Raw genomic sequence first — 22,535 nt, forward strand, 5'->3', positions numbered from 1 at the left:
TCAGGCGTCGCGCGCGGCGAGCAGGTCAAGGGCGATGTCGGCGGCCATGTCGCCCTGGCCTTCGACCAGTCCGCACTGTCCGACTGCGATCAGGAGGCTTCGGGGGTCGACGCCGGGCTCGGGGTGATCGTGGCCGTGGTGCGGGCGGCGCCGGCGATGCGGACGTAAAGTGCAGAGGACCCGAGAAGCAGAATGTATGGGAGGAAGCTCGTGCCTGACGGACTGCAGTGGATTGCCAATGCAGATTTCGACAACTATTGCCTAACCTTCGCGAAAGGCTTGACTGCGGAGGAGCTCGTCCGGCGTATGGGAGGTGATCCGACCGCCATTACAGAACCGATGCATCTCGACGATGCCGTCCAACTTGACGGCGGGGATGGATTGATTGCCTTGGTGGGCAGCGAGAATGGTTGGGCGTTTGCGTTGGAGCTCCAGAGCATGGAAGGTGATGACGAAGAAGTCATCGAGACCGTCTCGGAGTATACCGATGTGATTGTGCTCACCAAGAGCTTTTCGGCGCCTTCCGTTTTTCGCCTGTTCAGTGAAGGCCGACCCGTAGCATATTTCGAAGTTCGCAACCTCGATGAGCGGGCAGTAAGAGGCGAGGATCCGACTACCATCATTCCTGCCATGAAGCGGGCTGGAATCCTACTCGGCAATGGCCTTTCTGCCGAGCCAGAAGATATCGACAGGTGCGCTCTCCTGCTGGCCGAGGAAGAGTTCGGTCTCTCCATCCCGCAGATGACGTCTCAGCATGCCATGCTGCCGGCCGTCAATCTGGAGCCCGCCTCGTTCCACTGAGGTGAAAACGACAGGAGGTCGGGAACGGAAACCCATTTCCGTTCCCGACCCCCTCCGGACCACCGTCCAATTACGGGCGTGGACGCACTACACAAAGCTGGTCGAGATTACATCCCTCGAATCCTGGGACGCCAACGAAGAATTTATCCTCGTCCAACATCCGCTTTTTTGGCACGAACTGGGTGCCGATCCTGTTGGCGGCACCACTGTTCTCCCTCAGCAGTATGGACCCTCGCCCGCACTTCTCGGTCCAAGTGGGCACCGGATAGCGCGGGTCATCGAACAGCTTCCATTGGTCATCCGGCTGCTTTTCGGCGTAGACGTTGACGCAATCGTCGCCGCTGGTGACCTGATTGACCCCGCCAGGCATACCACCACTCTCATGGGTGATCGCGAAGGGATATTCGTCACAGCTGTAATTATTCACCGGCTCGAATTTGTACTGCCCCGAGGTTGGGCAAACTATATCCCGGTTGTCGCTGTTGGTTTGATCCTTCGCGTTTCCAGTAGTCTTGTCCGTGCCCTTCATGTTTCCAGGTCCCAGATAGCGGACCGGACTGTTGTGGCTTTTGCTCCCGGCATGGTTTGGAAGCTTCTCTTGCAGAACCCAGTACAAAGCTGCTGCCGACGGGGCCTTTGCAGTGTTGACGAGATAGGTCGGAATATAAGCCGGGAATATACACCCCGTCTTATTGTACGCCTGCGTCCCCTTGGTTGTGTCATCGCAACGGACTCGCAGATTCGCGTCAGCCCTGTCTATTTCGGTCTTCTTGCCGAACATGGAGACGCTAAGGCCCCAGGAGTGACCGATCGTGTCACTACCACCGGTGTTCGTCCAGCGGTGCTTAATGGTGGCAATTGACGTGTGGGCATCTCCCGGCAGCCAATCGGCCGGAACATTCCACTGCATAGTTCCCGACTGGCAAGGGCCACTGCAGTTAGCCCGCGCAGTCATGTTGACGGGGCCGAATCCCACATCCAAACGCTGCGGAGTGATCTTAATCCGCTGCTCGAACTCTGCACTCCGAATATCCAGCTGCGTGGGCGCGTCAATCAGAAAAATTGCCTGCCCGATGGGCGCATTATCCTTGAGTCGTGTCCATGAATGCTCCTCCCGCAAACATGCCGCGTCGCGAGTGAGGACAAGCGGTTTCGTAGTCACCCGCGAGCAGAGACTGTCTGCATCTGTGGAATAGTCCGGAACTGTCGCGAGCATCGCCGCTCCGGTGAGGCCCTTCGTGTCGGGACTAGAGATGGTTCGTCTGGAGTGACACAGTTCCTCACCCGACTTCCCAAGAACAGGCGCGCAGCCACTTCCTTGCTCAATCTGGACACCCTTGGGGTTGAGAGGGCCGCCGAAGTCCTGCCTCTTGAGCAGCATCTGCGGCAAGACGCTCGAGCCCAGGTAGTTGGGCTCGTCGGGGGCGTTGTCGTAGGGTTCGTCCGAGGCATTCTCGTCGGCTTCGGGAATGCTGAGGTCCGGCATCTGAGAGAAATTGCCGGGCTCGAATGCGACGGCATCGTAGGCGATGTCCTGGTCGCCGGTACCGTCCGTGGTGATTGTGGTGAGGCGGACCTCTGGGACCACGCCTTTGAAGCGGAACGCACCAAGGCTCACCCAGCGGTTTCCTGTGCCCGGCTGGGAGACAATCTTCTGTCGCCAGCCGTTCGTAGTTTGGATCTCATAGTTGGCGACTTTGGTGTGGGCGCCGTGGTCGGGGAGGTGGACCCAGACCTTCGCGTCCTTGTCGAGGGTTTGGTTCAGCTTCCAGGTGCCGGTGACCTTCATGCGGTCGCCTTCGGCACCGGCTTTTCGGGTGTGGGCGAACCAGAAATTGCCGTCGTAGCCAGCGCCGAGCTGCTGGAAGTCGATCTTGGCGCTGGGTGTGGCGAAATCGAGGCTGAAGGTGCCGCTATTGGCCTTGTTCTGGGTGCAGCCCGGCCGGTGGATCGGGGTGCTGTCGGCCACGTCGTCGACGACAAGGGCATTCGCCGGCAGGCCACTAGTAGTGCAGTTCGGCGGATAGGCGGTGCCGTCAGCTTCCTCTTTGTAGGTGTCGTTGAACCGCATGATTTCGTTGCCGCACTCCGAGAGGGCGCATTCCTTCCACTTGACCGGCTGGTTCCACCAGCACTTGAGGTCGTCGCGGGTACACGCGCCCAGGCCCGGGTCGTTCTTGTCGTTCGGGCCGATCTTGCTTGGGTCGCAACTGTTGGCCGCGGTGCAGAACAGGCCCTCGGCAGGCTTGGCCGAGGTGCGCAGGGCGCTGTTGGTCCACCATGAGGCGCGGAATCCGGACACCATCTTGCCGGGGGATTCCATCGCCTCGAGGGGGCGGGCGGCCCAGCCGATGACCTTCTCCTGGTAGGGCCAGTCCTGCGGGTGGGCGGCCTGAGAGTAGTCGTCGGTACCGGCTGGTCCTTCGAGGAACGGCGTGCGGTTGGCCTTCCACAAGGGGTTGGCCGGGTTGTTGGTGAAGCCCACGCCCCACAGTCCGCCGTTGTTCGCGGCGGCGGCCTTGGGGTAGTAGCCGGAGTTGTAGGCCCAGAGGGCGAAGAACCAGTTTTCGATCCACTTGGGGTCGCCGTTGTTCACGATCAGCCCGTCCTGGTTGGTGCTGTTCCACTTTTCGGCCAGCACGCGCTGGCCGGCGGCGATGTTCGCGGTGTAGTCGAGAGCCGCGGCCTCCTGCTGCAGCGTGGACAGCGTGGCCACCTCGCCGGGCTTCTCACGGCCGTGCATGCGCATGCCGTCGGTGATCTGGCTGACGCCGTAACCGCAGTCGGCTTCGGCCCAGTTGATGCCCCAGGGGTCGTTCTGCTGGCCGTTGGCCGCGTACTTGATGCCGTAGTAGTTGCCGATCAGCGGGTTCCCGGTGACGCCGGGTACGACAACTCGGGATGCCTGCCACATGTTGGATTCCTGGGCGGTGATGCCCAGCAGGACCTGCGCCGGGATCCGGCCGCCGCTGTGGAGGCCGAGGCGGGGGAAGAGCGTCTGCGGCTGATAGGCCGGCATCCCCAGGTTCTTCCAGTTCGCCGGCCGGGACACGTTCTTGTCCAGGGTGCCGTTGACGATCTGGTCGACGGCCCACTCCACCTGGCGGGGCTTGGGCTGCATGGCCTGCTTGGCCGGGTCGTTTCGTGGCACCGCGCAGTAACGCTCGTCCTCGGCCAGCGAACCGGCGGCCAACGGTGCCGCACGCGGGGAAGCAGGCTTCGGCGCTGCCGTGCCCAGGGCCGGGGACGGAGTCGTGCCCGCGGCGGCCTTGTCGGCTGTCAGCGACGGGGTGACGGTGAACAGGGTGTCCTTGCCCGTGGCCAAGACCTTGAGGCTGATCTTCTGGGCCCTGGCCGAGAGATCCTGCTTGCGCGGGTCGCTCTCGCCGGCCGCGGCCACCTTGGTGACCAGCGCCTTGGCGCCGGTGGTGACCTGGGATTCTTTGGGCACGTCCGGGCGGCGCTGGACCGTCTTGGGCAGCTTGTCCGCGGCCTTGGTCTCGCCGGTGATGACGACCGTACCGCCGGCACTGCCGGTCACGTCCATCTTCGTCAAAGCGCCGCGCGCCAGGATGGCCGGCTTCGTCTTGTCGGCGTTGCCGCGGCTGATGTCGGCCGCGCTGATGCGCTTGACCTCACCCTTGTCTTTGGAGCCGGCGGGCCGGTCCAGGTAGACAAGGCCGCCCTCGGCATCCGCCTTGAGACCGAAGGGCACCTGACCGGTACGGGCGAGGGCAGTACGGCGGCCCTGCGCGTCGATCCGGGTCAGGCGGGCGGAGTCCGCCGCGACGATGTCGTTGCCGACCGGGATCGCGGAGGTGACCTGGCCGGTCAGCTCGGTGGTCCGGGTGACCTTGGCCGCCGCGGCGTCCACGGTCAGCAGCCGGGTCTGGTTCTTGGTGTCGCCGCCGGCCTGGGTCAGCACGGCGCTCTCGCCGGTGCCGCAGCCCGGGCTGAAGTAGGCGAGCGAGGCCTGCCGGTCCAGCTTGGTGACGGCGCCGGAGTCCAGGTCCACGACCGCGGTGAACGCGCCCCGCGCCATGAGCTCGGGCTTGTTGGTGAACGTACGCGGCGCGTAGGCGACCACGGCCCGCTTGCCCGACCCGGTGACGCAGGCGTTGCCGATCCACATGTCGGCGTCGAAGCCGGGCTCGGCCAGTGTCGCGGCCGTGCGCCAGCCGTAGCCGGCCTTCTGGTCGGCGACCAGTAAGTGGAAACCGGCGGTGTCACCACTGGTGGTCCAGGCGCGGTCGGTCGAGGCCTTCCAGCCCTTGCCCAGGACCTTCTCACGGTCGGCGGGAGCGACCTGGGACGGGTCCGCGGCAGCAGCCGATGCGGCTGCTGCATCCGGCTTCACCGCTTCCGCCCACGCCTGCCCCTGTACCAGGCCGCATATGAGCGCAGCACTCACGAGCGCCGCCGCTGATGCGCGGCGCCTTCTTGCACGATGTCTCAAGGGAGTCTTCCTTGCTTGGCGGATATGGGAAATCGCGGCGCAAGACCGCCCTGGCACGATGCCGGATGGAGAAGTGGCCGGGCATCACGAACGGCGTCACGAACGAGGAGCTCAGGGCGCTGCGCCTTGCTGGTACAGCGCTGGGGCTCGGGGACATCGAAAGACGGCCATCCACCAGGAGTTGGCCGCACCCCGCGTTGGTGAGCGAACAACTCGCCAACGCGAGCATCACTGCTCTGCTCAGATCTTCGAACTCGGTCCGTCAGCCGAGCACTTGCCTACCGGACAGGCCGAAACGGGCCGCCGAGCGATCCGACGACCCGTCACGAAGGATCGAGATAGGGCTAGCTCATCAGGGGCGAGCCGTTGAGCTGCCAGGTGATGGGACCCTTGGCATCGCCTTCGATGTCGTACACGACAGTCGCGTCACCAGACCACTGCTTGCTCGGGTCGAGCGTCACCGACGGCGTCAGGCAGGTGATGTTCGTCGCGGTGGAGTTGTCGGCCACCGTGTTGATGTTGGTCGTGAAATCGCAGGTCTTACTCGTCACCACGACATCGCCAGCCGCGCCGCTACCCGGAGCCCGGCTCTCCAGGCGAGTGGTGATCTTGAAAGAGGTGTAACGCTTGCTTGTGAGATCGGACTGGCCGTCGTTAAGGAACTGCCACTGGAGGACTGACTTTCCTCGGACCTTGTTGTCCGCGAGAGCCTCGGCGCAGACCGGGATCACCAGTTGAGCCTCGGGGATGGCGCCGGGCATCGAATGAACCGTGCTGTTGGTCGTGCAAGTCTGCGCTGCGCTGGCGGACTGCGAAACGGTGATGACTCCGGAGAAGGCGGTCAGAGCTATTCCGACCGCAGAGGTCCGGAAGAGATTCCTGTTCATGGTTCGTTTCCCATCATCGTATTTTGCGGAATCATTTAGAGCCCACGAGGGGTCGTAACGTCGGCGGCCGTCGACCCTTAGTGGTGCCCCCAGCGCTCCGCTCTGACCCTCACCGGGCTCACGCAGGCTAAATCTCGTGACGGTGATCGATCAAAGGGTTCCCAGTCCCGAAGCGAATATGGCTGACACTCGTCCTACAGTCGGAGTCGCCCAACACCCCAACGGCCAGCTCACGCAAGGTATTTAGGTATGAGAGGCCTGATAGAATTTCGACCTCCGGTTAAAATCATCGGCTGAAACCATCTCGCTACCCAGCTCTGCGGCCCACGCCGAAAAGTACATAAGGGGGCACTTATTGATCCGAAACGCTTTGGGTTCACGCTCGCTGACGGTGTGTGAGTGATCTGGTGGGGGACGCGCGGACCTGGTCGCCGGACGCGCAGGAGGCCGTGCGGTTGCTGGCGGTGTCCGCGCTGACGGAGGGCCGGGACCGGGTGGAGGTTGCCGGCCTGTTCAAGGTGTCGGTCAAGGCCGTGGACAACTGGTGGCCGAAGTGGCAGGCCGGCGGTCGGGACTCGCTGCTGTCCCGCCAGCGAGGCCGTCGCGTGGGTGAGCATCAGGTCCTCTCCGAGGCCGAGCAGGCCGCTGTCCGGCAGGCTGTCCTTGATCACACCCCATCCGACCTGGGGCCTTCTGGTCAGCTGTGGACGCGGGGGCAGATAGGCCAGCTGATCTTCAAGCTGTACAGGGTCCGGTTCACCGAGCCCGGGCTAGGCAAGTACCTCAGGCGCTGGGGGCTGACCTTCCAGCGTCCAGCGTCCGGACAAGAGGGCGGTCGAGCAGGACCCGGAAGCGGTCCGTGTGTGGCATGAGGAGACCTGGCTGGCCATCCGCGCCAAGGCGAAGGCCGACGGTGGCGAAGTCCTCTTCGCCGACCAGGTCGGCATCCGATCCGACCAGGTCGCAGGCCTCACCTGGGGCGAGAAGGGCCGCACCCCGATCGTCCGCCGCACCGGAAACCGGTTCTCCGTGAACGCGATGTCCGCGATCAGCACCCGCGGCCGGATGCACTTCATGGTCTTCACCGAGTCGTTCGACGCGAAGGTCATGTGCCGCTTCCTCACCCGGATCGTCGGGCACTTCGACCGGAAGGTCCACCTGGTCGTCGACCAGCACTCGGCCCACCGCTCGAAGGCCGTCCGGGCATGGCTCGCCGAGCACGACGACGAGATTGAGCTGCACTTCCTGCCCTCGTACTCACCCGAGCTGAACCCGGACGAGCCGGTCAACGCCGACCTCAAACGCAGCCTGCCCCACACCCACCGGGCCAGAAACCAGGCCGAACTCGCCGCCGAGACCCGCCGGTTCTTCCGGCGGCGCCAACGCCAGCCCCACATCGTCCGCGGCTACTTCGGCGGCACCCACGTCCGCTACACCCTCAATCAGAACCCTTTAAGTTTCTGATCAACATGTTTGATTGGGTCACTCTGGCTCATTTCTGTCAGGTGGAGATCCAATGCATGCAATCGAGGGTTGATCGAATCCGCCAAACCCTTTGATTGAATGTCATGTGTTTTAATTTTGCTAGGTACTCGGGGTGGTGATCGCTCAGCCACGACACCGCCCGCACAACCCCGAAATGATCACTCCGGAGTCAAGCCGGTGGGTCCGGGCTCAGCATCCAGGTGCTCATCCATCTCCGCTTCCAGGGCGATCTGCATTAGGTGCTGGGCCAGCTCGGGCAGCAGCCCACCCTCGCCCATCAGTCGCAGGCCCTCGCCACCGCGGACCTTCTCGGTCGCAGCACCGTCAGCTCGTCCAGCAGTTCGTCCCACTCGGCGCCTATCTGAGCGGTGGCCTTGGCCTCGATCAACTCCTGCAACAGTCGCCGGGCGACCTCGCGGACGAGCTCAAGACCGTCCGCCGAACGTAGTGACTCGACCAGGCGAAGTAGGTCATGCTGGGACAAGGCCGCCGTGCGCTCATTGGGTTGCCTGCCCGTCACCCAAGGACATTTGCACGCTGGCCTGCCCCGTTCTCAGGGAGCATTCGCCCGCAGCCGATGCACACGGAGCACCGGGGCGGCGCACTTTCCAGCCAAAATCAGCTACACCACCCCACGGGGCACCATCCTGCGTGTGAAAATCCTCCGCACACGAATGATCTAAGGTGAACGGATTCCCAATGAAGTTATCAAGCGCCTCTGGTGACTCGCTGTGAGTGTGCCAGCCGAACGTGGCTGGGCCGGGCGGCACGGTGACTTCGACTGTGCGGACATCGCAGATGAGGGCCGACAAGACGTTCAGGCAGTAGCGTGCGAGGGCAATGACGGCCTGCCTGTGGCCCTTGCCCTCGGCCCTCTTACGGTCGAAGAAGGCCTTCACATTGGGGCGGCAGCGGGCGGCGATCATCGCGGACATGTAGACGGCCCGCAGCAGGCGTCGGTATCGGCGCGGGCTTCGCATGTTGCCGCTGATCCATCCCGAGTCCCTCGGGACGGGAGCCAGGCCGGCGACGCTGGCGAGGCGGTCGGAGGTGCCGAAGACGCTCATGTCGCCGCCGGTGTGGGCGATGAACTCTGCTCCGAGGACAGGAGCGATGCCTGGCATGCTCAGAATGACCTCAGCGTGTCGGTAGTCGCGCAACCGGCCCTCGATCAGGGCGTCGATCTCAGCGATCTCCTCATCGAGGGCCATCACCTCCCTGGCAAGCTTGGCCACCACCGTGGCGGCCAGTTTCTCCCCGATCACAGCGGTGTGCTGGGCCTCGGCGGCCTCGACCGCGCTGCTGGCAACGAGCTTGCAGTTGGGGACCTTCCGGTTCTTCAGCCACTCCGCGAGCCGGTTCTTGCCGATCGGGCGCAGGGCAGCCGACAGCTTGCGCGTTCCAGAGGCATCGATCACAACGGAGTGGTGATCGGCCTTGCCCGCATCCCGGCCCAGAGTTCGGGCACGGCCACCGCCGAAGTCGTTCCAGTACCGGCCCCAGCAGACGACCTCGCCAGCGTGTCCTTACCGAGCGATCTTGTCGCGCGCATCTCATGAGTGGTCGAGTCGTCGCGGGATGCCGGGCGACCAATCCGTTCAAGCCACCAGAAGGCTGGTGAACGCAAAACCACACCCGGCATCCCTGGGTCCCCGACCCTACGAGTGACCGGAATCAACCCACCAAGAACGTAAGGAGAAAAATGCGTAGAGCAATCACAGTAGCGGTCGGGGTTGCGGCCGCACTTGCTGTGTCGTTGGGCAGCGCGTCTGTCGCGTCAGCCGAGGACCCCGCAGGGGATTACTACAATCTGCATTACCCGGAAGCTTGCGATGACCCCTATGGATCCGGCTTCAAGTTTCACATTTACTATAATTCTGGACAAAATGGCGCGTACAGGAATATTGGTTATTCCGTATATAACTTCGATGTATTGCGGGATGGTAGTGGCAGCTACTACCCACTTAGATTCTGCTCTGGAGGCGCCAGTAGCCCATGGCCTGGGTCAGGGCAAAAAATCAAGAACAACGCCGCGTCGGGTGAGAATGAGCATTACAAATTTACGGCTCGGGTTTACTTCTCTAGTGGTTATAAAGGGGTTTATGACGCCATGGCGCCCTATCAGCATATCGATCGATTCGTGAACGTCTACAACGAAAATGCATCCTTCGCGTGGGCCTGAATATTCGAATGGAAGCATGGAAGTCAAAATCGCGACTCGGGGTTAGGGGAAAGAAGTAGTGAGCGGTAAGGGAATGGCTATCAAGGTGGCAATTCCGGTACTGGCGGCCGCTGCGGTAGGAGCAGCCGCCATCGCCGGGTGGTCGGCGGACGCGCCCTCAGGCAACGGCAAGTCATCGTCGGCCGGCTTGGCTGGCCAAGCAGCGCCGGCCATGCCGCAGGCATACGTCGGGGATCCGGGAAATCCCGCGACGTGGAGACTGCCTATCGAGGCGTACATGCCGACCAGGGCGGAGACCCGGCTTATCAGCGGGGCACGGGACAGTCTGATCGACGAGTGCATGAAGGGCGCTGGTTATGAGAAGTGGTCTCCGGCGCCGGATCTGCCCACTCTGGGCGGCAAGACGCTGACAGACTGGCGGTACGGGATCCACGACGCCGAGAAGGCAGCCGAGCGAGGCTACCACCCGGACGCCGCCGAGCAGAAAGCTTACGACGAGGCCCTCTTGGTGGGGGCTGTGGATATCTCCGGCGCGGACGAGGGGACCCTGAGGGGCTGCGTCCAAGCGGCCGACGGACAGGTCCCTGCAGCGCAGCCGAATCCTTTGGTGCAAAAGATCAACGGCGAAGTACACAAGAAGGCGGCCAAGAACCCGGAGGTGATTGCGGTGTTCGCCAAGTGGTCGTCGTGCATGAAGGCAAAGGGTTACTCGTACGAGAAGCCGATGGATGCCAATGACGACCCTCGCTTCTCCGACCCTTACAAGGTGACGGAGCTGGAGATCGCCACTGCGAAGGCCGACGTCGCGTGCAGGGACCTCCACGACGTCGAGAAGATCTGGTTCGATAGCGAGGCTCCGCTTCAGCAGCAATCCATCAAGGAGAACCAAGCCCCCTTGGACCGGGTGAAGGCGGAGAACAAGTCTGCGGTCGACAAGGCGTCCCGCCTCTAACACGGCAGCTGTAGTTCCAGCGTCTGCCCTGGTCAGCGTCCCGGGCTGGGTGAGGGAATGAGTACGGCCACCGCGATCATGAACGTTTATGACGACGTATCAGGACGCGGTGGCCGTGGAAGCAACGATAGCCGAGCACGCGTGGAGCGAGACGTTCGGGAGGGCGATGGGGGCGGTCGCGGACTGCTTCGCGCGGCGTGAGGCGCGGGCGACGGCGGCGGAGCTGGTCGAGGGACTCCTGCTGGAGGTGGACACGCAGAACTGCTGGACGCTCGCGCAGGCGCTCGGGCATCCGGGCCCGCACCGGCTGCAACACCTCCTGTCCCGTGCCAAGTTCGACCACGAGGAGGCCCGGGCGGAGATCGCCCGCCTCGTGATCGATGAACTGGCCGGTCAGGAAGTGGTACTGGTAGTGGACGAGACGGGCGATGCGAAGTCGTCCACGGACTGCGTGGGCTCTGGCCGGCAGTACTCGGGTGCGATCGGCGGTGTCGGTCTGTGCCAGGTGGCGGTGCATCTGGCGGCGGTCACCGCGACCGTGAAGGTGATCATCGACCGGGCCTTGTACCTCCCCGCGGACTCGGCCGCGGACGAGGAACGCCGCGAGGTGGCCGGGGTGCCGGAGGAGATCGTGTTCGCGACGAAGCCGCAGCAGGCGCTGGCCATGGTCACCGACGCGCTCGCCACGGGAATCGGGGCCCGTTGGTTCGCGGGCGATGAGGTGTACTGCGGGCGCGAACTCCGCCGGGGCATACGGGCGCTGGGACTGGGCTACGCGGTCGCCATCGCCTCCACCTACCAGGTCGCCGACGGGAATGGCCGCCGGTGGGAGGCTCGCAAGCTGATCAACAAGGTGCGGCCCGGGCAGTGGATGCGCCGGCAGACCGGACACGACACGAAGGGCACCCGCGAGTACGACTGGGCCTGGCTCGATGTCCGCCCCGACGACGTTCCCGACGAGACCGAGAAGGGGAACGCGGCGGGAGCGGGGACAAGTGTGCTGGTCGCGCGACGCCACCGCTACACCGGCGAAGTGTCCTACTTCCGCTGCTGGGCACCCGGCGACGTCTCACTCGGTACGCTGGTGGAAGTGATCTGTCGCAGGTGGCGGATCGAGGAGACCTTCCAGCTCGCCAAGGGCTTCACCGGACTCGACCAGGGCCAGGTGACCTGCTGGAACTCCTGGATGCGCTGGTCACTGTTCTCCCTGATCGCCGCCGCCGTCCTCGCCCTCACGACCGCCGCCGTCCACGACGCCGCCGAGGAAGAGCCCAACCTCGTCCCGCTGAGCTGCCCCGGACTCGTCCGTCTCCTGCGGGCCCTCGTGCTGTGAGGGGCCCCGAAGTTTCCGGACAGCGACCCAATAGGGTTGATCTGTAAGGAAACGAGGTAAAGCAAGTGGCACGTTCTAGCCCGTACACCCCGGAGTTTCGCGAGGAAGCCGTCCGGCTGGCTCTCTCCGCGAACAAGTCGATATCCCATACTGCCCGGGAACTTGAGATCAATTCTGAAACCCTGCGTTCGTGGGTTCGCCGTCATCAGCGGAACTCCACGTCACCGTCTTGGGATCTCACACTGGATGAACGGGTCAGGCTGAAAGAACAAGACCGACGCATTCTGGAATTGGAGATGGAAGTCTCCTTCCTGAAAAAAGCCGCAGCATACTTCGCGAAGGATCCCCGGTAGCGAGCAAGTACGAGTTCATCGAAACGATGCGACTCGATACTACGGAATACGTGTACCCAGTCGAGTTCATGTGTGAACGGCTCGATGTGTCCAAGTCTGGCTACTATGAATGGCGGGACCGCCCGGATTCCGCGACAGCCCAGCGGCGTGAGGAATTGAAAATGTATGCCGCGAAGGCTTTCGAAATGTCCAACAGCGCGTACGGCCACCGGCGCATCCACGCGCAACTGGCCCGCTGGGGAATCGCCACGGGTCTGGAGCTCGTCCGCCAGATCATGCGTGACCTGGGCCTGGTGCCGTGCCAGCCGAAGCCGAAGCGGCGGTCCCTCACACAGGCCGCACCAGGCCAGGTGCCGGACCTCGTGGGCCGCGACTTCACCGCCGACGCACCCGGCGAAAAACTCGTCGGGGACATCACCTATATAAAAACAGGTGAGGGCTGGCTTTATCTCGCGACTGTGATTGACTGCTGCACCAAGGAAGTCATCGGCTACGCGATGGACGACCACTATCAGACTCCACTCATATCCCAGGCGATCCGCAACGCGGCACGGAACCGGAAACTCACCGACGGGGCAATCTTCCACTCCGACCGTGGAAGTAACTATATGTCAGTATGCGGGAGTTCTTGGCGAACTCGGACTGCGGCGATCTGCCGGCCGCACCGGGATCTGTTTCGACAACGCCATGGCCGAATCGTTCTTCGCGGCTCTGAAGAACGAGCGTGTCTCGCGCGTGACTTATCTGACCCGCGACGCCGCCCGGGACGTCACCCGCTACATCGAATTCTGATACAATCGCAAGCGCCTCCATTCGGCAGCGGGTTGCCGCCCTCCGCGCGAAGTCCAAGCCGAATACACGAGGCTGCGAATCGCCGCGTGAAAAAGACGGTCAAGTCACTGTCCGAAAAACGCGAGACCCTCAGTTTACCGTCATAGCCACAGCGGGCGCGGGAAGGGGGTACGCGGCCGACTTGGCCGTTGCAGGGGCAGCACCAGTAGCTGCCGCGACTGCTACGCCTGCGGATTGCTCATGATCAGGCTACGGAGCCCGCTGAGCGCAGTGCTCACCGTTGTCGACGCCGCAGGTCACTGACTCACGATTGCTCACGGAATCCCGGACCCTACAGCTGGGGGCCGGGCGCCGAGTGTAGGCTCCGACGATTCCGTGAGCGCCCGCGCCGGGCCGTCACGGGAAGCTCATGGAACCGGGCCGGGCGTTGTGGGCGAGCCGACAGGAGTGCGGCATGACCGTGGTGACCCGTTTGGTCACTTACACCGATCTGCACGTCGGCACTACGAGCACTCGGCAGTTGTCGGTGTCGGCGCGGCTCGAGGCCGAACTCGCGGACGGCCGCAGCGTGGTGTTGCTCGACGATCGCGGCTGGAGCACCTCGGGCCCGTCGGGCATCCCCGCGCTGACCTCCACCGAGGACATCGAGGAGACGGCCCGGACGGTGGTCGGGCCGGACGAGCCCTTCGGCGGCAGGACGCAGGAGCAGATGGCGGCCGGACACTGGGGCTACCTCGCCGGGGTCCTCGGGCAACACGGGGTGGACGTGCCTGCCCACGAGCTGGAGCGACTGCCCCATGACGTGGTGCTCAGCGAGCGTCTTCGAGCGTGGATCGGCTGAGAGGGTCGGGCCTTGGCTCGACTGAGGGGGTCGGGCCTTGGCTCGGCCGAGAAGGCAGGGCCTTGCCTCGGCCGAGCCGTGCGCTCGGCCGGTCAGACCCGGTCGAGGGGGATGTGCGGGGTCGGGGGGAGGGTGACCTCGATGGTGTCGCCGGGGTGGATGGTGCCGCCCCGGTGGACCACGCCCATGATTCCGGCCTTGCGGAGCAGGTTGCCCTCGTCGTCCCGGCTCACCACCTGCTTGAGCAGCCCGTGCTGGAAGGCGTCGATCTGCAGGCACGGATTGCGCAGCCCGGTCACCTCGACCACCGCGTCCGCACCGAGGCGCAGCAAGGTGCCCGTCGGCAGGGCGAGCAGGTCGATGCCTTCGGTGGTGACGTTCTCCCCGAGCTGGCCCGGCTCGACCTGGTGGCCCGCCTCGGCCACCTCTTCGAAGAGCTCCCGGTGGATCAGGTGCACCTGCCGGAGGTTCGGCTGCGTGGGGTCCTGGGCCACGCGGGAACGGTGCTTGACCGTGACCCCCGCGTGGACGTCTCCCTCGACCCCGAGCCCTTCGAGGAGCGTGATGCTCTCGCGCGTGGGCTTGGTGAACGAGTAGACCCCATTGCTGCTGACCGCCGCGACCTGCGCCACGTCCGCCGCGCCGCCCGCCGTGCCTGCCGTGCCTGCCGTGCTCGCCGTGCTCGCCGTGCTCGCCGTGCTCGCCGTGCTCATGTTGCCCCCCTGCCGCCGTCAGCGGCCGATCTGCTTCCTGGACATCCCCCGCAGCCTACGACGCTGTGAGGAGTCCAACAGCAGGTAGGCGGCCACGGGGACACCGATCAGGACCAGCAGTCCGGCCCAGAACCCGACCGCCCAGAACAGCACGATGGCTGCCACCACACCGGCAACCGCGATCTTTCCGCTCGTGGACATCTGCGGCACCCTCTTTCTCCGTCGGCCACTACCCCACACAACGCACGTTCCCGCCCCCGCGTTCCCGCTCGCGCGAACGGGCGAGGACGTGACCCGGGTCACGGTGTCGCCGCGGGCCGGGGCCACCGCGGGTGGGTTAGTCTCGGCCACCCTGTATTCGGTAGTCAAGTTTGAGGAATGCGTGCTCCCGACGATCTCCGGCCTCATCCCCTGCTCCGCCGTCTTCCTCCCCGCCGAACCGGCCCGCGGCGGCCGGATGGCCTTCTGGCCGGCGGATCCCGCCGAGGGCCTCCACCTCGACGGGCGGGGCACCGCCGAGCAGCTCACCATCGTCACGCCCGACCTGCGCCGCACCACGGTGACGGCCCTCGTCCTGCCCCTCGCCGAAGCCCTGCCCCTGCTCACCCGGGTCCGGGCCGCCGCCTCGGCCGGCGCCGCGCCCTTCTGGGGCGCCGCCGCCCTGCTGGCCCTGCGCTTCGCCGCGCGCGGGCTGCTGCTGCCCGGGCTGAGCCCCGCCGGGTACGACGCCTGGCGGCTCGGGCCGCTGGACACCGCCGACCTGGCGGAGGTCCGGGAGCTGGCGGCGGCCATGCCGCCCGACGCGCACTGCGTACCGATCGGCCTCGGCGCCGCCACCGTCAACGACACCAGCACCGGAACCGGCACCGGCCAGGACCGCGACCTCGCCGGCCCGCCGCGGCTGCCCGCCCCGGAGCCGCTGCTGCGCGCCTTCCTCGACGCCGTCGCCGACACCCTGCCCCGCTCCCCCGCCGCCCCCGCCGCAGCCGGCGGCTCCGCCTACGCCGCCCGCCCGCCGCGGCTCCACCCCGAGCTGCGCGACTGGGCCGCGGAGGTCGCGGCCGGGCACGACGCCGGGGTGCGCATCTCGCTCCGCATCGAGGTGGACCCGGACGCCGAACCCGCCGCTTTCCGCGCCGTCCTGCAGCTGCACGGCCTCGCCGACGCCACCCTCGTCGCGGACGCAGCCGACGTCTGGGCCGGCTCCGGGCCCGCCGCGGCCGCCTTCCCGCCCCGTGCCCGTCTGGACGCACTGCGGGCCCTGCGCCGTGCCGCCCGGCTGTGGCCGCCGCTCGCGCCGCTGCTCGGCGCCGCCGTCCCCGACGCGGTGGAACTCGCCGACGAGGAGGTCGCGGAGCTGCTCGGGGAGGCCGCCGGGGATCTGGCGGCCGACGGGGTGCAGGTGCACTGGCCGCGCGGGCTCGCCCGTACGCTCACCGCCCGGGCCGTCGTGGGCCGGGCCGCCGCCGGCTCCGACCTGCCGGGCCTGCTCTCCGCCGGCACCGCACACCCCGTCGGCTGGCGCTACGCCCTGGGCGGCCAGGGCGATCTGACCGCCGACGAGCTGGACCGGCTCGCCGAGGCGAAGCGGCCCCTGGTCCGGCTGCGCGACCAGTGGGTCCTGATCGATCCGTCCGTGGCCCGCCGGGCCCGGGCCCTCGCCCGCCAGGACCGCGAGGTGACGGCCGCCGAAGCGCTGGCCGCCGTACTGACCGGCTCGGCGGAGCTCGACGGCACGCGGTACGAGGTAGAGGCCGCCGGTTCGCTCGAACGCCTCCGCGCACTCCTCACCACCGACCCCGAGCGCGCCGCCGCCCCGGACCACGCCCCCGCGCCGGCCGACGTACAGGCCCCTGCCGCCCTCCGCGCCACCCTGCGCGACTACCAGCTCCGCGGCCTGCGCTGGCTCGCCCGCCTGACCGGGCTCGGTTTCGGCGCCTGCCTCGCCGACGACATGGGTCTGGGCAAGACCGTCACCCTGATCGCGCTCCACCTGCACCGCCAGGAGCACGGACACGAGGGCCCGACGCTGGTGGTCTGCCCGGCCTCGCTGCTGGGCAACTGGCAGCGGGAGATCGAGAAGTTCGCCCCCGGTACGCCGGTGCGCCGCTTCCACGGTTCGGGCCGCGGCCTCGAAGGACTGACCGGCCAACCCGCAGGGGGATTCGTCCTCACCACCTACGGCACCATGCGCCTGGACGCGCCCCGACTCGCCGCCGTGCGCTGGGGCATGGTCGTCGCGGACGAGGCACAGCACGTCAAGAATCCGCGTTCCTCGACGGCCAAGGCCCTGCGCAGCATCCCCTCGGCCGCCCGCGTGGCCCTCACCGGCACCCCGGTCGAGAACAACCTGTCCGAGCTGTGGGCCGTCCTCGACTGGACCACACCGGGCCTCCTCGGCCGCCTCGGCGCCTTCCGCACGCGCTACGCCGAGCCGGTCGAAAGCGGCCGCGACCCGCGGGCGGCGGCCCGACTGGGGGCGCTCGTACGGCCGTTCCTGCTCCGCCGCAAGAAGTCCGACCCCGGAATCGCGCCCGAACTGCCGCCCAAGACCGAGACCGACCACGCCGTGTCCCTGACCCGCGAACAGGCCGGTCTGTACGAGGCGGTCGTGCGCGAGACCCTTGCCGCGATCGCCGGGGCGGACGGCATGGAGCGCCGCGGGCTCGTCGTCAAACTGCTGACCTCGCTCAAGCAGATCTGCAACCACCCCGCCCAGTACACGAAGGAGCAGTACGGCTCGACGGAAGCCGCCGGGGCGGCCTCCGGCAAGCTGGAGCTCCTCGACGAACTGCTCGACACGATCCTGGCCGAGGGCGGTTCGGCCCTGGTCTTCACCCAGTACGTGACGATGGCCCGCATCATCGAACGGCATCTGACCGCGCGCGGCATCGCGTCCCAACTGCTGTACGGGGGGACGCCCGTTCCGCGTCGCGAGGAGCTCGTGGACCGCTTCCAGGCGGGCGAGGTCCCCGTGTTCCTGCTCTCCCTCAAGGCGGCGGGCACCGGCCTCAACCTCACCCGGGCCGGCCACGTCATCCACTACGACCGCTGGTGGAACCCGGCCGTCGAGGAACAGGCCACCGACCGCGCCTACCGCATCGGCCAGACCCAGCCCGTCCAGGTCCACCGCATCATCGCCGAAGGCACCGTCGAGGACCGGATCGCCGAACTCCTCGCACGCAAACGGGCCCTGGCCGACGCCGTGCTCGCGGGCGGCGAGGCCGCACTGACCGAACTGAGCGACGCGGAGCTGGCCGAACTCGTCGCGCTCCGCCCGACCGCCTCCGGGGAGTGACACGGATGAACGCGCAGGACCCGTACGAGAAGACCTTCCCGCCGCTCCCGCCCGCCCCCGGCCGCGGCTTCGCCCGCACCTGGTGGGGCCATGCCTGGCTGCGCGCCCTGGAGGACAGCGCGCTCGACGGGGTGCAGGTCAAGCAGGGCCGGCGGTACGCGCGTTCGGGCGCGGTCGGGGCCGTGTCCGTACGGCCGGGCGGGCTGACGGCCGTGGTGCGCGACCCGGACGGGACGGCGCACCGGACCGACGTGCTGGTACAGGAGTTCACGGAAGCGGAATGGGACCGGCTGCTCGGGCTGGCGGCCGCCGAGTCCGGCCACATCGCGGCGCTGCTCGACCGGGAGGTCCCGCCGGAGCTCGTGGAGGACGCGGCGGCGGCCGGGGTGGAGCTGCTGCCCGGGATCGGGGACCTCGACCCGCGCTGCGACTGTGAGGAGTGGGACCACTGCCCGCACACGGCGGCGCTCTGCTACCAGGTGGCACGGCTGCTGGACCAGGACCCCTTCGTGCTGTTGCTGCTGCGCGGGCGCGCCGAGTCCGGTCTGCTGGCCGAGCTGGAGGAGCGCAGCACGGCGGAAGCGGAGGCTCTGGCATCCGACGCCGACACCGGTGAGGGCGTAGCCGCCGGGGTCCCCGCGTCCGAGGTGTACGCGGCGGCTGCCGCCCTGCCGCCCCTGCCCCCGCCCGCGCGGCTGCCGCAGGCGCCGGGCCAGCCTCCGACGCTGGACACGGACGCGGGGGCGGAGCCGCCGGGCCTGGATGTGGACGGGGTGGAGTTCCTGGCGCAGGCGGCCGCGGCGCAGGCGTACCGGCTGCTCGCGGAAGCGCTCGCTCCGGCCCATGCGGAGCGCGCCCCGCAGCCCGAGCCGACCCTCGCGCAGGACGCCGTACGGCTCACGGCGGAGGCCCACGACCTTCGGGTCCGCTCCCGCCTGTCGGCGGCTTCCGACAGGGACCGGGCCGCCATGGACCGGGCCGTACTCGCCTGGGGCTTCGGCGGGGCACAGGCCGTCGCGGTACTGGAGGAGGACTGGACCCCGGACCGGGCGTCGCTCGCCCGGGCCCGGGCCTCGCTGGCGTCGGCCTGGCCCGACGGGGCGGACGCCGGCACCGCCGACACCGACGCGCCCGCCCCGGTGCTGCGCCGGATCCGCGCCCGCTGGACGGAACCGGGCGGCGACCGCCAGCTCCGCCTGGGCCGCGAGGGCCGCTGGTGGCCGTACCGCCGCGCGGCGGACCACTGGCTCCCGGCGGGCCCCCCGTCCACGGACCCGGCGGCGGCGCTGGCCGCGCTGGACCCGGAGGACTGAGGGTGCCGCAGTGGGCGCGGGGCGGGCCCGGCGTCAGAGGCGGCGTGCGGAGGTGCCCGGGGTGGGGCGGGGGTACGTCCGGGACTGCTTGACGCTGCCGTAGGCGAAGCTCGACTCGATCGAGGCGATGCCGGGGATGGCGTGGACGCGGTCGCGCACCAGGGACTCGTAGGCCTCCAGGTCCTCGATGACGACCCGGAGCAGGTAGTCGCTGCTGCCCGCCATCAGGTAGCAGTCCTGGATGTGCTCGATGAGCCCGACGTGCTCCTCGAAGACGCGGACCGCCGGCGCGGTGTGGCGTTCCAGGCGGATCCGCACGAAGACGGTGATCGGCAGTCCGAAGGCGACCTGGTCGACCACGGCCGTGTAGCCGCGGATCAGGCCGGCCTCCTCCAGCCGCCGGACCCGCCGCAGACAGGGCGAGGGGGACAGCCGGACGCGGTCGGCGAGGTCCTGGTTCGACAGCCGTCCGTCGGCCTGCAATTCCCGGATGATCTGCAGATCGACTGCGTCCACGGCCACTCCTTGGCAGATTCTGCCCCAAACGTATGTCCAGGAGGCAGAACTGGCAATCGACTGCCCTGCCCGAGGCCCTAGCGTTGCGGGTGTACGGAAACCCGTACGCGCTTGCCGTACGCGCTACCCATGCGTACCTCCGTAGGTACTTCCTGTAGGGACTTCCCGTACGCACCCCCGTGCGGGCCGTCCCCACCCGGGCCCCAGAGCTGGAGCAACCTCCTTGGTCGCCATCGACACCCCGGCCGCGGCCCCTCCCCGGGCCCCCGGCCGAGCGCTCGCGCGCCGGTTCTCCCCGCAGAGCGTGGGCCTGGCCGCCCTGCTGGTGACCGTGGCGATCTGGGCCGCCTTCGCGCTCAGCGCCCGCGCCCTGAGCGCCTCCTCCCTGCTGCCGGCCGACGCCGCCCTGCTGCGCTTCGGCGTCCCGCTCGTGGTGCTGGCGCCCGCCCTGTGGCGGCGTCGGCGCCGCATCGCGGCGGTGCGGCCGGGCGCCGCCGCCAAGATCGTCTGCGGGGCGGGGGTTCCGTTCTTCCTGGCGGCGATGCACGGCGGGGCCCTGACCTCGGCGGCCTTCGTCGGTTCGATCGTGCCCGGCATGGTCCCGCTGTTCGTCTCCGCGCTCATGGTCGCCCGCGGACACCGCGCTCCCCGCGGCACGCAGGCGGCCGGGCTCGCGCTGATCGCGGTCGGCGTGGCCGCCCTCGTCTGGCGCTACGTGGTCCCGGTGGACGCGGACGTACTGGAGGGCGCGGGCACGCTCCTGGTGGCCAGCGGCCTGTGGGCGCTGTACACGGTGGGGCTGAAGGAGGTCGACCTCGATCCCGTCGGCTCGATCGGCCTGCTCTGCCTGCCCTCGTTCGCCGTCATCGGACTGCTCGTCCTGACCGGGGTGCTCCCCACCGGCCTCGCGCACGCCGCCGGAGCCGACATCGCGCTGTTCCTCGTCGTGCAGGGGCTCGGGGTCGGGCTCTGCGCCGGCCTGCTGTACGCCTTCGCCATCCGCAGGCTGGGCGCCGAGCGCAGCTCGGTCGTCGGAAGCCTCAGCCCGGTCGCCGTCGTCCTGCTCGCCGTGCCGGTGCTGGGCGAGTCACCGACCGCCGCCGTCCTCGTCGGCGTCCCGCTCATCACCGCCGGCGTCGTCCTCGCCAACCGCCGCCCCCGGCTCCAGGTACAGCCCGACACCCAGGCCCAGTCCCAGGCCCAGCCGCAGGCCCAGGCCCAGCCCCAGCCCCAGCCCCGACCCGAGGTTCCCGCAGATGCTTGAGCTCCTCCCGCCGCCGCCCGCCGACCCGCTGTGGGTACTGACCGACGAGTTCGGTGCCGACGAGCGGCCCGAACGGCTCAACCTGGTCCTCGGCGTCTACCGCGACGAGACCGGGCGCACCCCCGTCATGACCGCCGTGCGCGAGGCCGAGATCCGCCTCGCCGAGCGCTCCGCGTCCAAGGAGTACCGGGGGCTCTCCGGCAACACCGCCTTCAACCGGGCCCTGCTCGCGATGGTGCTCGGCACCGGCCGGGGCGGTCCGGCCGAACGGGCCGCCGCCGTCCAGACCGTCGCGGGCTCCGGGGCCCTGCGGCTGCTGGCCGACCTGATCTGCCGCACCCGCCCCGGCGCCACCGTCTGGATCAGCGAACCGGCGTACGTCAACCACCGGCCCATCCTGGAGGCCGCCGGGCTGAAGGTGCGCGGCTACGGCTGGCGCGACGCCGAGGGCGGCTTCGATACGGAGGGCGTCCTGCGGGAGCTGGCCGGCGCCGGGCGCGACGACGTGGTCCTGCTCCAGGGCTGCTGCCACAACCCGACCGGGGTGGACCCGCTGCCGGACGACTGGGAGGCGCTCGCCGAGTCGGCCGTCGGCGGCGGCTGGATCCCCTTCGTCGACCTCGCCTACCACGGGCTCGGCGACGGTCTTGAGGCCGATCTGGTGGCGACCCGCATGCTGGCCTCGCGCGTGCCGGAGATGCTGATCGCGGTCAGCTGCTCGAAGAACTTCGGCCTCTACAGCGACCGCGTAGGCGGCGCCATCGTCCTCGGCGCCTCGGCCACGGCCGCGCGGCACGCCGAGACGGCCCTGCAGAACGCCGCCCGGACCCAGTACTCGATGCCTCCCGAGCACGGCGCCGCCGTCGTCACGGCGATCCTGGAGGACGACGGGCTACGGGCCGCCTGGCGCGCGGAACTGGACCTGATGCGCGGCCGGATCACCACCAACCGGGCCGTGCTGGCCGCCGGTCTGAGCGCGCTCGGCCGGGCCGGCGAGGCACGGACGCTCGCCCGGCAGCGGGGGATGTTCTCGATGCTGCCCCTGACCGGACAGCAGATGCTGCGGCTGCGCACGGAGTTCGCGATCTACGGCACGGCCTCGGGGCGCGTCAACATCGCGGGCATCCCTGAGCACCGCATCCCCTGCCTCGCGCGGGGCGTCGCGGCGGTCATGGACCACTGAGCCCGCATGCCTCGGCTGGGGCCGGGGCGGGCTTCGGCGAGCGCGGATTTCGGCGAGGGCGGATTTCGGCGAGGGCGGATTTCGGCAGGCGGATGCCGACGCACTGGCCGACGTACCGCTTGTCGGGGCGGCGGGCCGGTACGACGATGGGGCGCTCCGGGTACCA

At 67.9% G+C, this 22,535-nt stretch carries 18 protein-coding genes and 3 pseudogenes; 13 read left to right on the forward strand and 8 right to left on the reverse strand.

Annotation, left to right across the window (positions count from 1 at the left end; translation table 11 throughout):
* Nucleotides 1-258: a hypothetical protein gene (locus AC061S_RS23795; protein ID WP_478687971.1), complete on the reverse strand. Its 258-nt coding sequence runs from the start codon at nt 256-258 to the stop codon at nt 1-3.
* Here AC061S_RS23795 and AC061S_RS23800 point away from each other — a divergent pair.
* Nucleotides 211-801, forward strand: a complete 591-nt coding sequence (locus AC061S_RS23800) for a DUF6461 domain-containing protein (protein WP_478687940.1) — start codon at nt 211-213, stop codon at nt 799-801. The genes AC061S_RS23795 and AC061S_RS23800 overlap by 48 nt on opposite strands.
* A gap of 70 nt (nt 802-871) precedes the next feature.
* On the opposite strand, the gene AC061S_RS23805 is transcribed toward AC061S_RS23800, so the two are convergent.
* Nucleotides 872-5,212 (reverse strand): golvesin C-terminal-like domain-containing protein, encoded by a 4,341-nt coding sequence (locus AC061S_RS23805; RefSeq protein WP_478687941.1) that lies wholly within the window; start codon nt 5,210-5,212, stop codon nt 872-874.
* Between the two features lie 389 nt (nt 5,213-5,601).
* On the reverse strand, nt 5,602-6,144 hold the full coding sequence (locus AC061S_RS23810) for a hypothetical protein (RefSeq protein WP_478687942.1): 543 nt from the start codon (nt 6,142-6,144) through the stop codon (nt 5,602-5,604).
* Nucleotides 6,145-6,539: 395 nt separating this feature from the next.
* Here AC061S_RS23810 and AC061S_RS23815 point away from each other — a divergent pair, with 395 nt between their 5' ends.
* Nucleotides 6,540-7,016 (forward strand): helix-turn-helix domain-containing protein, encoded by a 477-nt coding sequence (locus AC061S_RS23815; RefSeq protein ID WP_478687943.1) that lies wholly within the window; start codon nt 6,540-6,542, stop codon nt 7,014-7,016.
* Nucleotides 7,006-7,608, forward strand: a complete 603-nt coding sequence (locus AC061S_RS23820) for an IS630 family transposase (protein WP_478687944.1) — start codon at nt 7,006-7,008, stop codon at nt 7,606-7,608. Before AC061S_RS23815 ends, AC061S_RS23820 begins: the two co-directional genes overlap by 11 nt.
* 334 nt (nt 7,609-7,942) lie before the next feature.
* Here the strand turns inward: AC061S_RS23820 and AC061S_RS23825 are convergent.
* Nucleotides 7,943-8,149 (reverse strand): annotated as a pseudogene (locus AC061S_RS23825) (hypothetical protein); the annotation flags it as partial.
* Between the two features lie 271 nt (nt 8,150-8,420).
* A pseudogene (locus AC061S_RS23830) lies at nt 8,421-9,011 on the reverse strand (transposase); the annotation flags it as partial.
* A 320-nt stretch (nt 9,012-9,331) separates the two neighbouring features.
* Between AC061S_RS23830 and AC061S_RS23835 the strand changes: the two are divergent.
* The 6 genes and pseudogenes from AC061S_RS23835 (at nt 9,332) to AC061S_RS23860 (ending at nt 14,082) form a co-directional block, all read left to right on the forward strand.
* Nucleotides 9,332-9,811 carry a hypothetical protein gene (locus AC061S_RS23835; RefSeq protein ID WP_478687945.1) on the forward strand — a complete coding sequence of 160 codons (480 nt, stop codon included), beginning with the start codon at nt 9,332-9,334 and terminating at the stop codon, nt 9,809-9,811.
* Between the two features lie 73 nt (nt 9,812-9,884).
* Entirely contained in the window at nt 9,885-10,763 is an 879-nt protein-coding gene (locus AC061S_RS23840; protein WP_478687946.1) for a hypothetical protein, read from the forward strand.
* A gap of 88 nt (nt 10,764-10,851) precedes the next feature.
* A pseudogene (locus AC061S_RS23845) lies at nt 10,852-12,093 on the forward strand (IS701 family transposase); the annotation flags it as partial.
* A 68-nt stretch (nt 12,094-12,161) separates the two neighbouring features.
* Complete coding sequence (locus AC061S_RS23850; RefSeq protein ID WP_478687947.1) at nt 12,162-12,449, forward strand: transposase; 288 nt, start codon at nt 12,162-12,164, stop codon at nt 12,447-12,449.
* A 26-nt stretch (nt 12,450-12,475) separates the two neighbouring features.
* Nucleotides 12,476-13,387 (forward strand): IS3 family transposase, encoded by a 912-nt coding sequence (locus AC061S_RS23855; protein ID WP_478687948.1) that lies wholly within the window; start codon nt 12,476-12,478, stop codon nt 13,385-13,387.
* 308 nt (nt 13,388-13,695) lie between these two features.
* A complete protein-coding gene (locus AC061S_RS23860; protein ID WP_478687949.1) occupies nt 13,696-14,082 on the forward strand; it encodes a hypothetical protein in 387 nt (128 codons plus the stop codon).
* Nucleotides 14,083-14,174: 92 nt separating this feature from the next.
* Here the strand turns inward: AC061S_RS23860 and AC061S_RS23865 are convergent, their stop codons facing one another.
* Nucleotides 14,175-14,795, reverse strand: coding sequence for an MOSC domain-containing protein (locus AC061S_RS23865; RefSeq protein ID WP_478687950.1), 621 nt, complete (start codon nt 14,793-14,795; stop codon nt 14,175-14,177).
* Between the two features lie 18 nt (nt 14,796-14,813).
* On the reverse strand, nt 14,814-14,996 hold the full coding sequence (locus tag AC061S_RS23870) for a hypothetical protein (RefSeq protein ID WP_356511238.1): 183 nt from the start codon (nt 14,994-14,996) through the stop codon (nt 14,814-14,816).
* A gap of 181 nt (nt 14,997-15,177) precedes the next feature.
* On the opposite strand from AC061S_RS23870, the gene AC061S_RS23875 reads away from it, so the two are divergent.
* Together AC061S_RS23875 and AC061S_RS23880 are read left to right on the forward strand one after the other, a co-directional pair.
* A complete protein-coding gene (locus tag AC061S_RS23875; protein WP_478687951.1) occupies nt 15,178-18,093 on the forward strand; it encodes a DEAD/DEAH box helicase in 2,916 nt (971 codons plus the stop codon).
* Between the two features lie 5 nt (nt 18,094-18,098).
* Nucleotides 18,099-19,406, forward strand: a complete 1,308-nt coding sequence (locus AC061S_RS23880; protein ID WP_478687952.1) for an SWIM zinc finger family protein — start codon at nt 18,099-18,101, stop codon at nt 19,404-19,406.
* 33 nt (nt 19,407-19,439) lie between these two features.
* Here the strand turns inward: AC061S_RS23880 and AC061S_RS23885 are convergent, their stop codons facing one another.
* On the reverse strand, nt 19,440-19,922 hold the full coding sequence (locus tag AC061S_RS23885) for an Lrp/AsnC family transcriptional regulator (protein ID WP_478687953.1): 483 nt from the start codon (nt 19,920-19,922) through the stop codon (nt 19,440-19,442).
* 223 nt (nt 19,923-20,145) lie between these two features.
* On the opposite strand from AC061S_RS23885, the gene AC061S_RS23890 reads away from it, so the two are divergent.
* Together AC061S_RS23890 and AC061S_RS23895 are read left to right on the forward strand one after the other, a co-directional pair.
* Nucleotides 20,146-21,186 (forward strand): DMT family transporter, encoded by a 1,041-nt coding sequence (locus tag AC061S_RS23890; protein WP_478687954.1) that lies wholly within the window; start codon nt 20,146-20,148, stop codon nt 21,184-21,186.
* Nucleotides 21,179-22,369: an amino acid aminotransferase gene (locus tag AC061S_RS23895; protein WP_478687955.1), complete on the forward strand. Its 1,191-nt coding sequence runs from the start codon at nt 21,179-21,181 to the stop codon at nt 22,367-22,369. The genes AC061S_RS23890 and AC061S_RS23895 overlap by 8 nt, the downstream gene beginning before the upstream one ends.
* Nucleotides 22,370-22,535: the final 166 nt, after the last annotated feature.

It is taken from the genome of Streptomyces sp. CA189 (assembly GCF_056428985.1).

What these genes read in the sequence shown, in the direction of transcription:
- AC061S_RS23840 (WP_478687946.1), top strand. Translation starts at nt 9,885, where the DNA reads ATGGCTATCAAGGTGGCAATTCCGGTACTGGCGGCCGCTGCGGTAGGA.
- AC061S_RS23855 (WP_478687948.1), top strand. Translation starts at nt 12,476, where the DNA reads ATGCGACTCGATACTACGGAATACGTGTACCCAGTCGAGTTCATGTGT.
- AC061S_RS23895 (WP_478687955.1), top strand. Translation starts at nt 21,179, where the DNA reads ATGCTTGAGCTCCTCCCGCCGCCGCCCGCCGACCCGCTGTGGGTACTG.
- AC061S_RS23860 (WP_478687949.1), top strand. Translation starts at nt 13,696, where the DNA reads ATGACCGTGGTGACCCGTTTGGTCACTTACACCGATCTGCACGTCGGC.
- AC061S_RS23880 (WP_478687952.1), top strand. Translation starts at nt 18,099, where the DNA reads ATGAACGCGCAGGACCCGTACGAGAAGACCTTCCCGCCGCTCCCGCCC.
- AC061S_RS23870 (WP_356511238.1), bottom strand. Translation starts at nt 14,996, where the DNA reads ATGTCCACGAGCGGAAAGATCGCGGTTGCCGGTGTGGTGGCAGCCATC.
- AC061S_RS23835 (WP_478687945.1), top strand. Translation starts at nt 9,332, where the DNA reads ATGCGTAGAGCAATCACAGTAGCGGTCGGGGTTGCGGCCGCACTTGCT.
- AC061S_RS23865 (WP_478687950.1), bottom strand. Translation starts at nt 14,795, where the DNA reads ATGAGCACGGCGAGCACGGCGAGCACGGCGAGCACGGCGAGCACGGCA.
- AC061S_RS23810 (WP_478687942.1), bottom strand. Translation starts at nt 6,144, where the DNA reads ATGAACAGGAATCTCTTCCGGACCTCTGCGGTCGGAATAGCTCTGACC.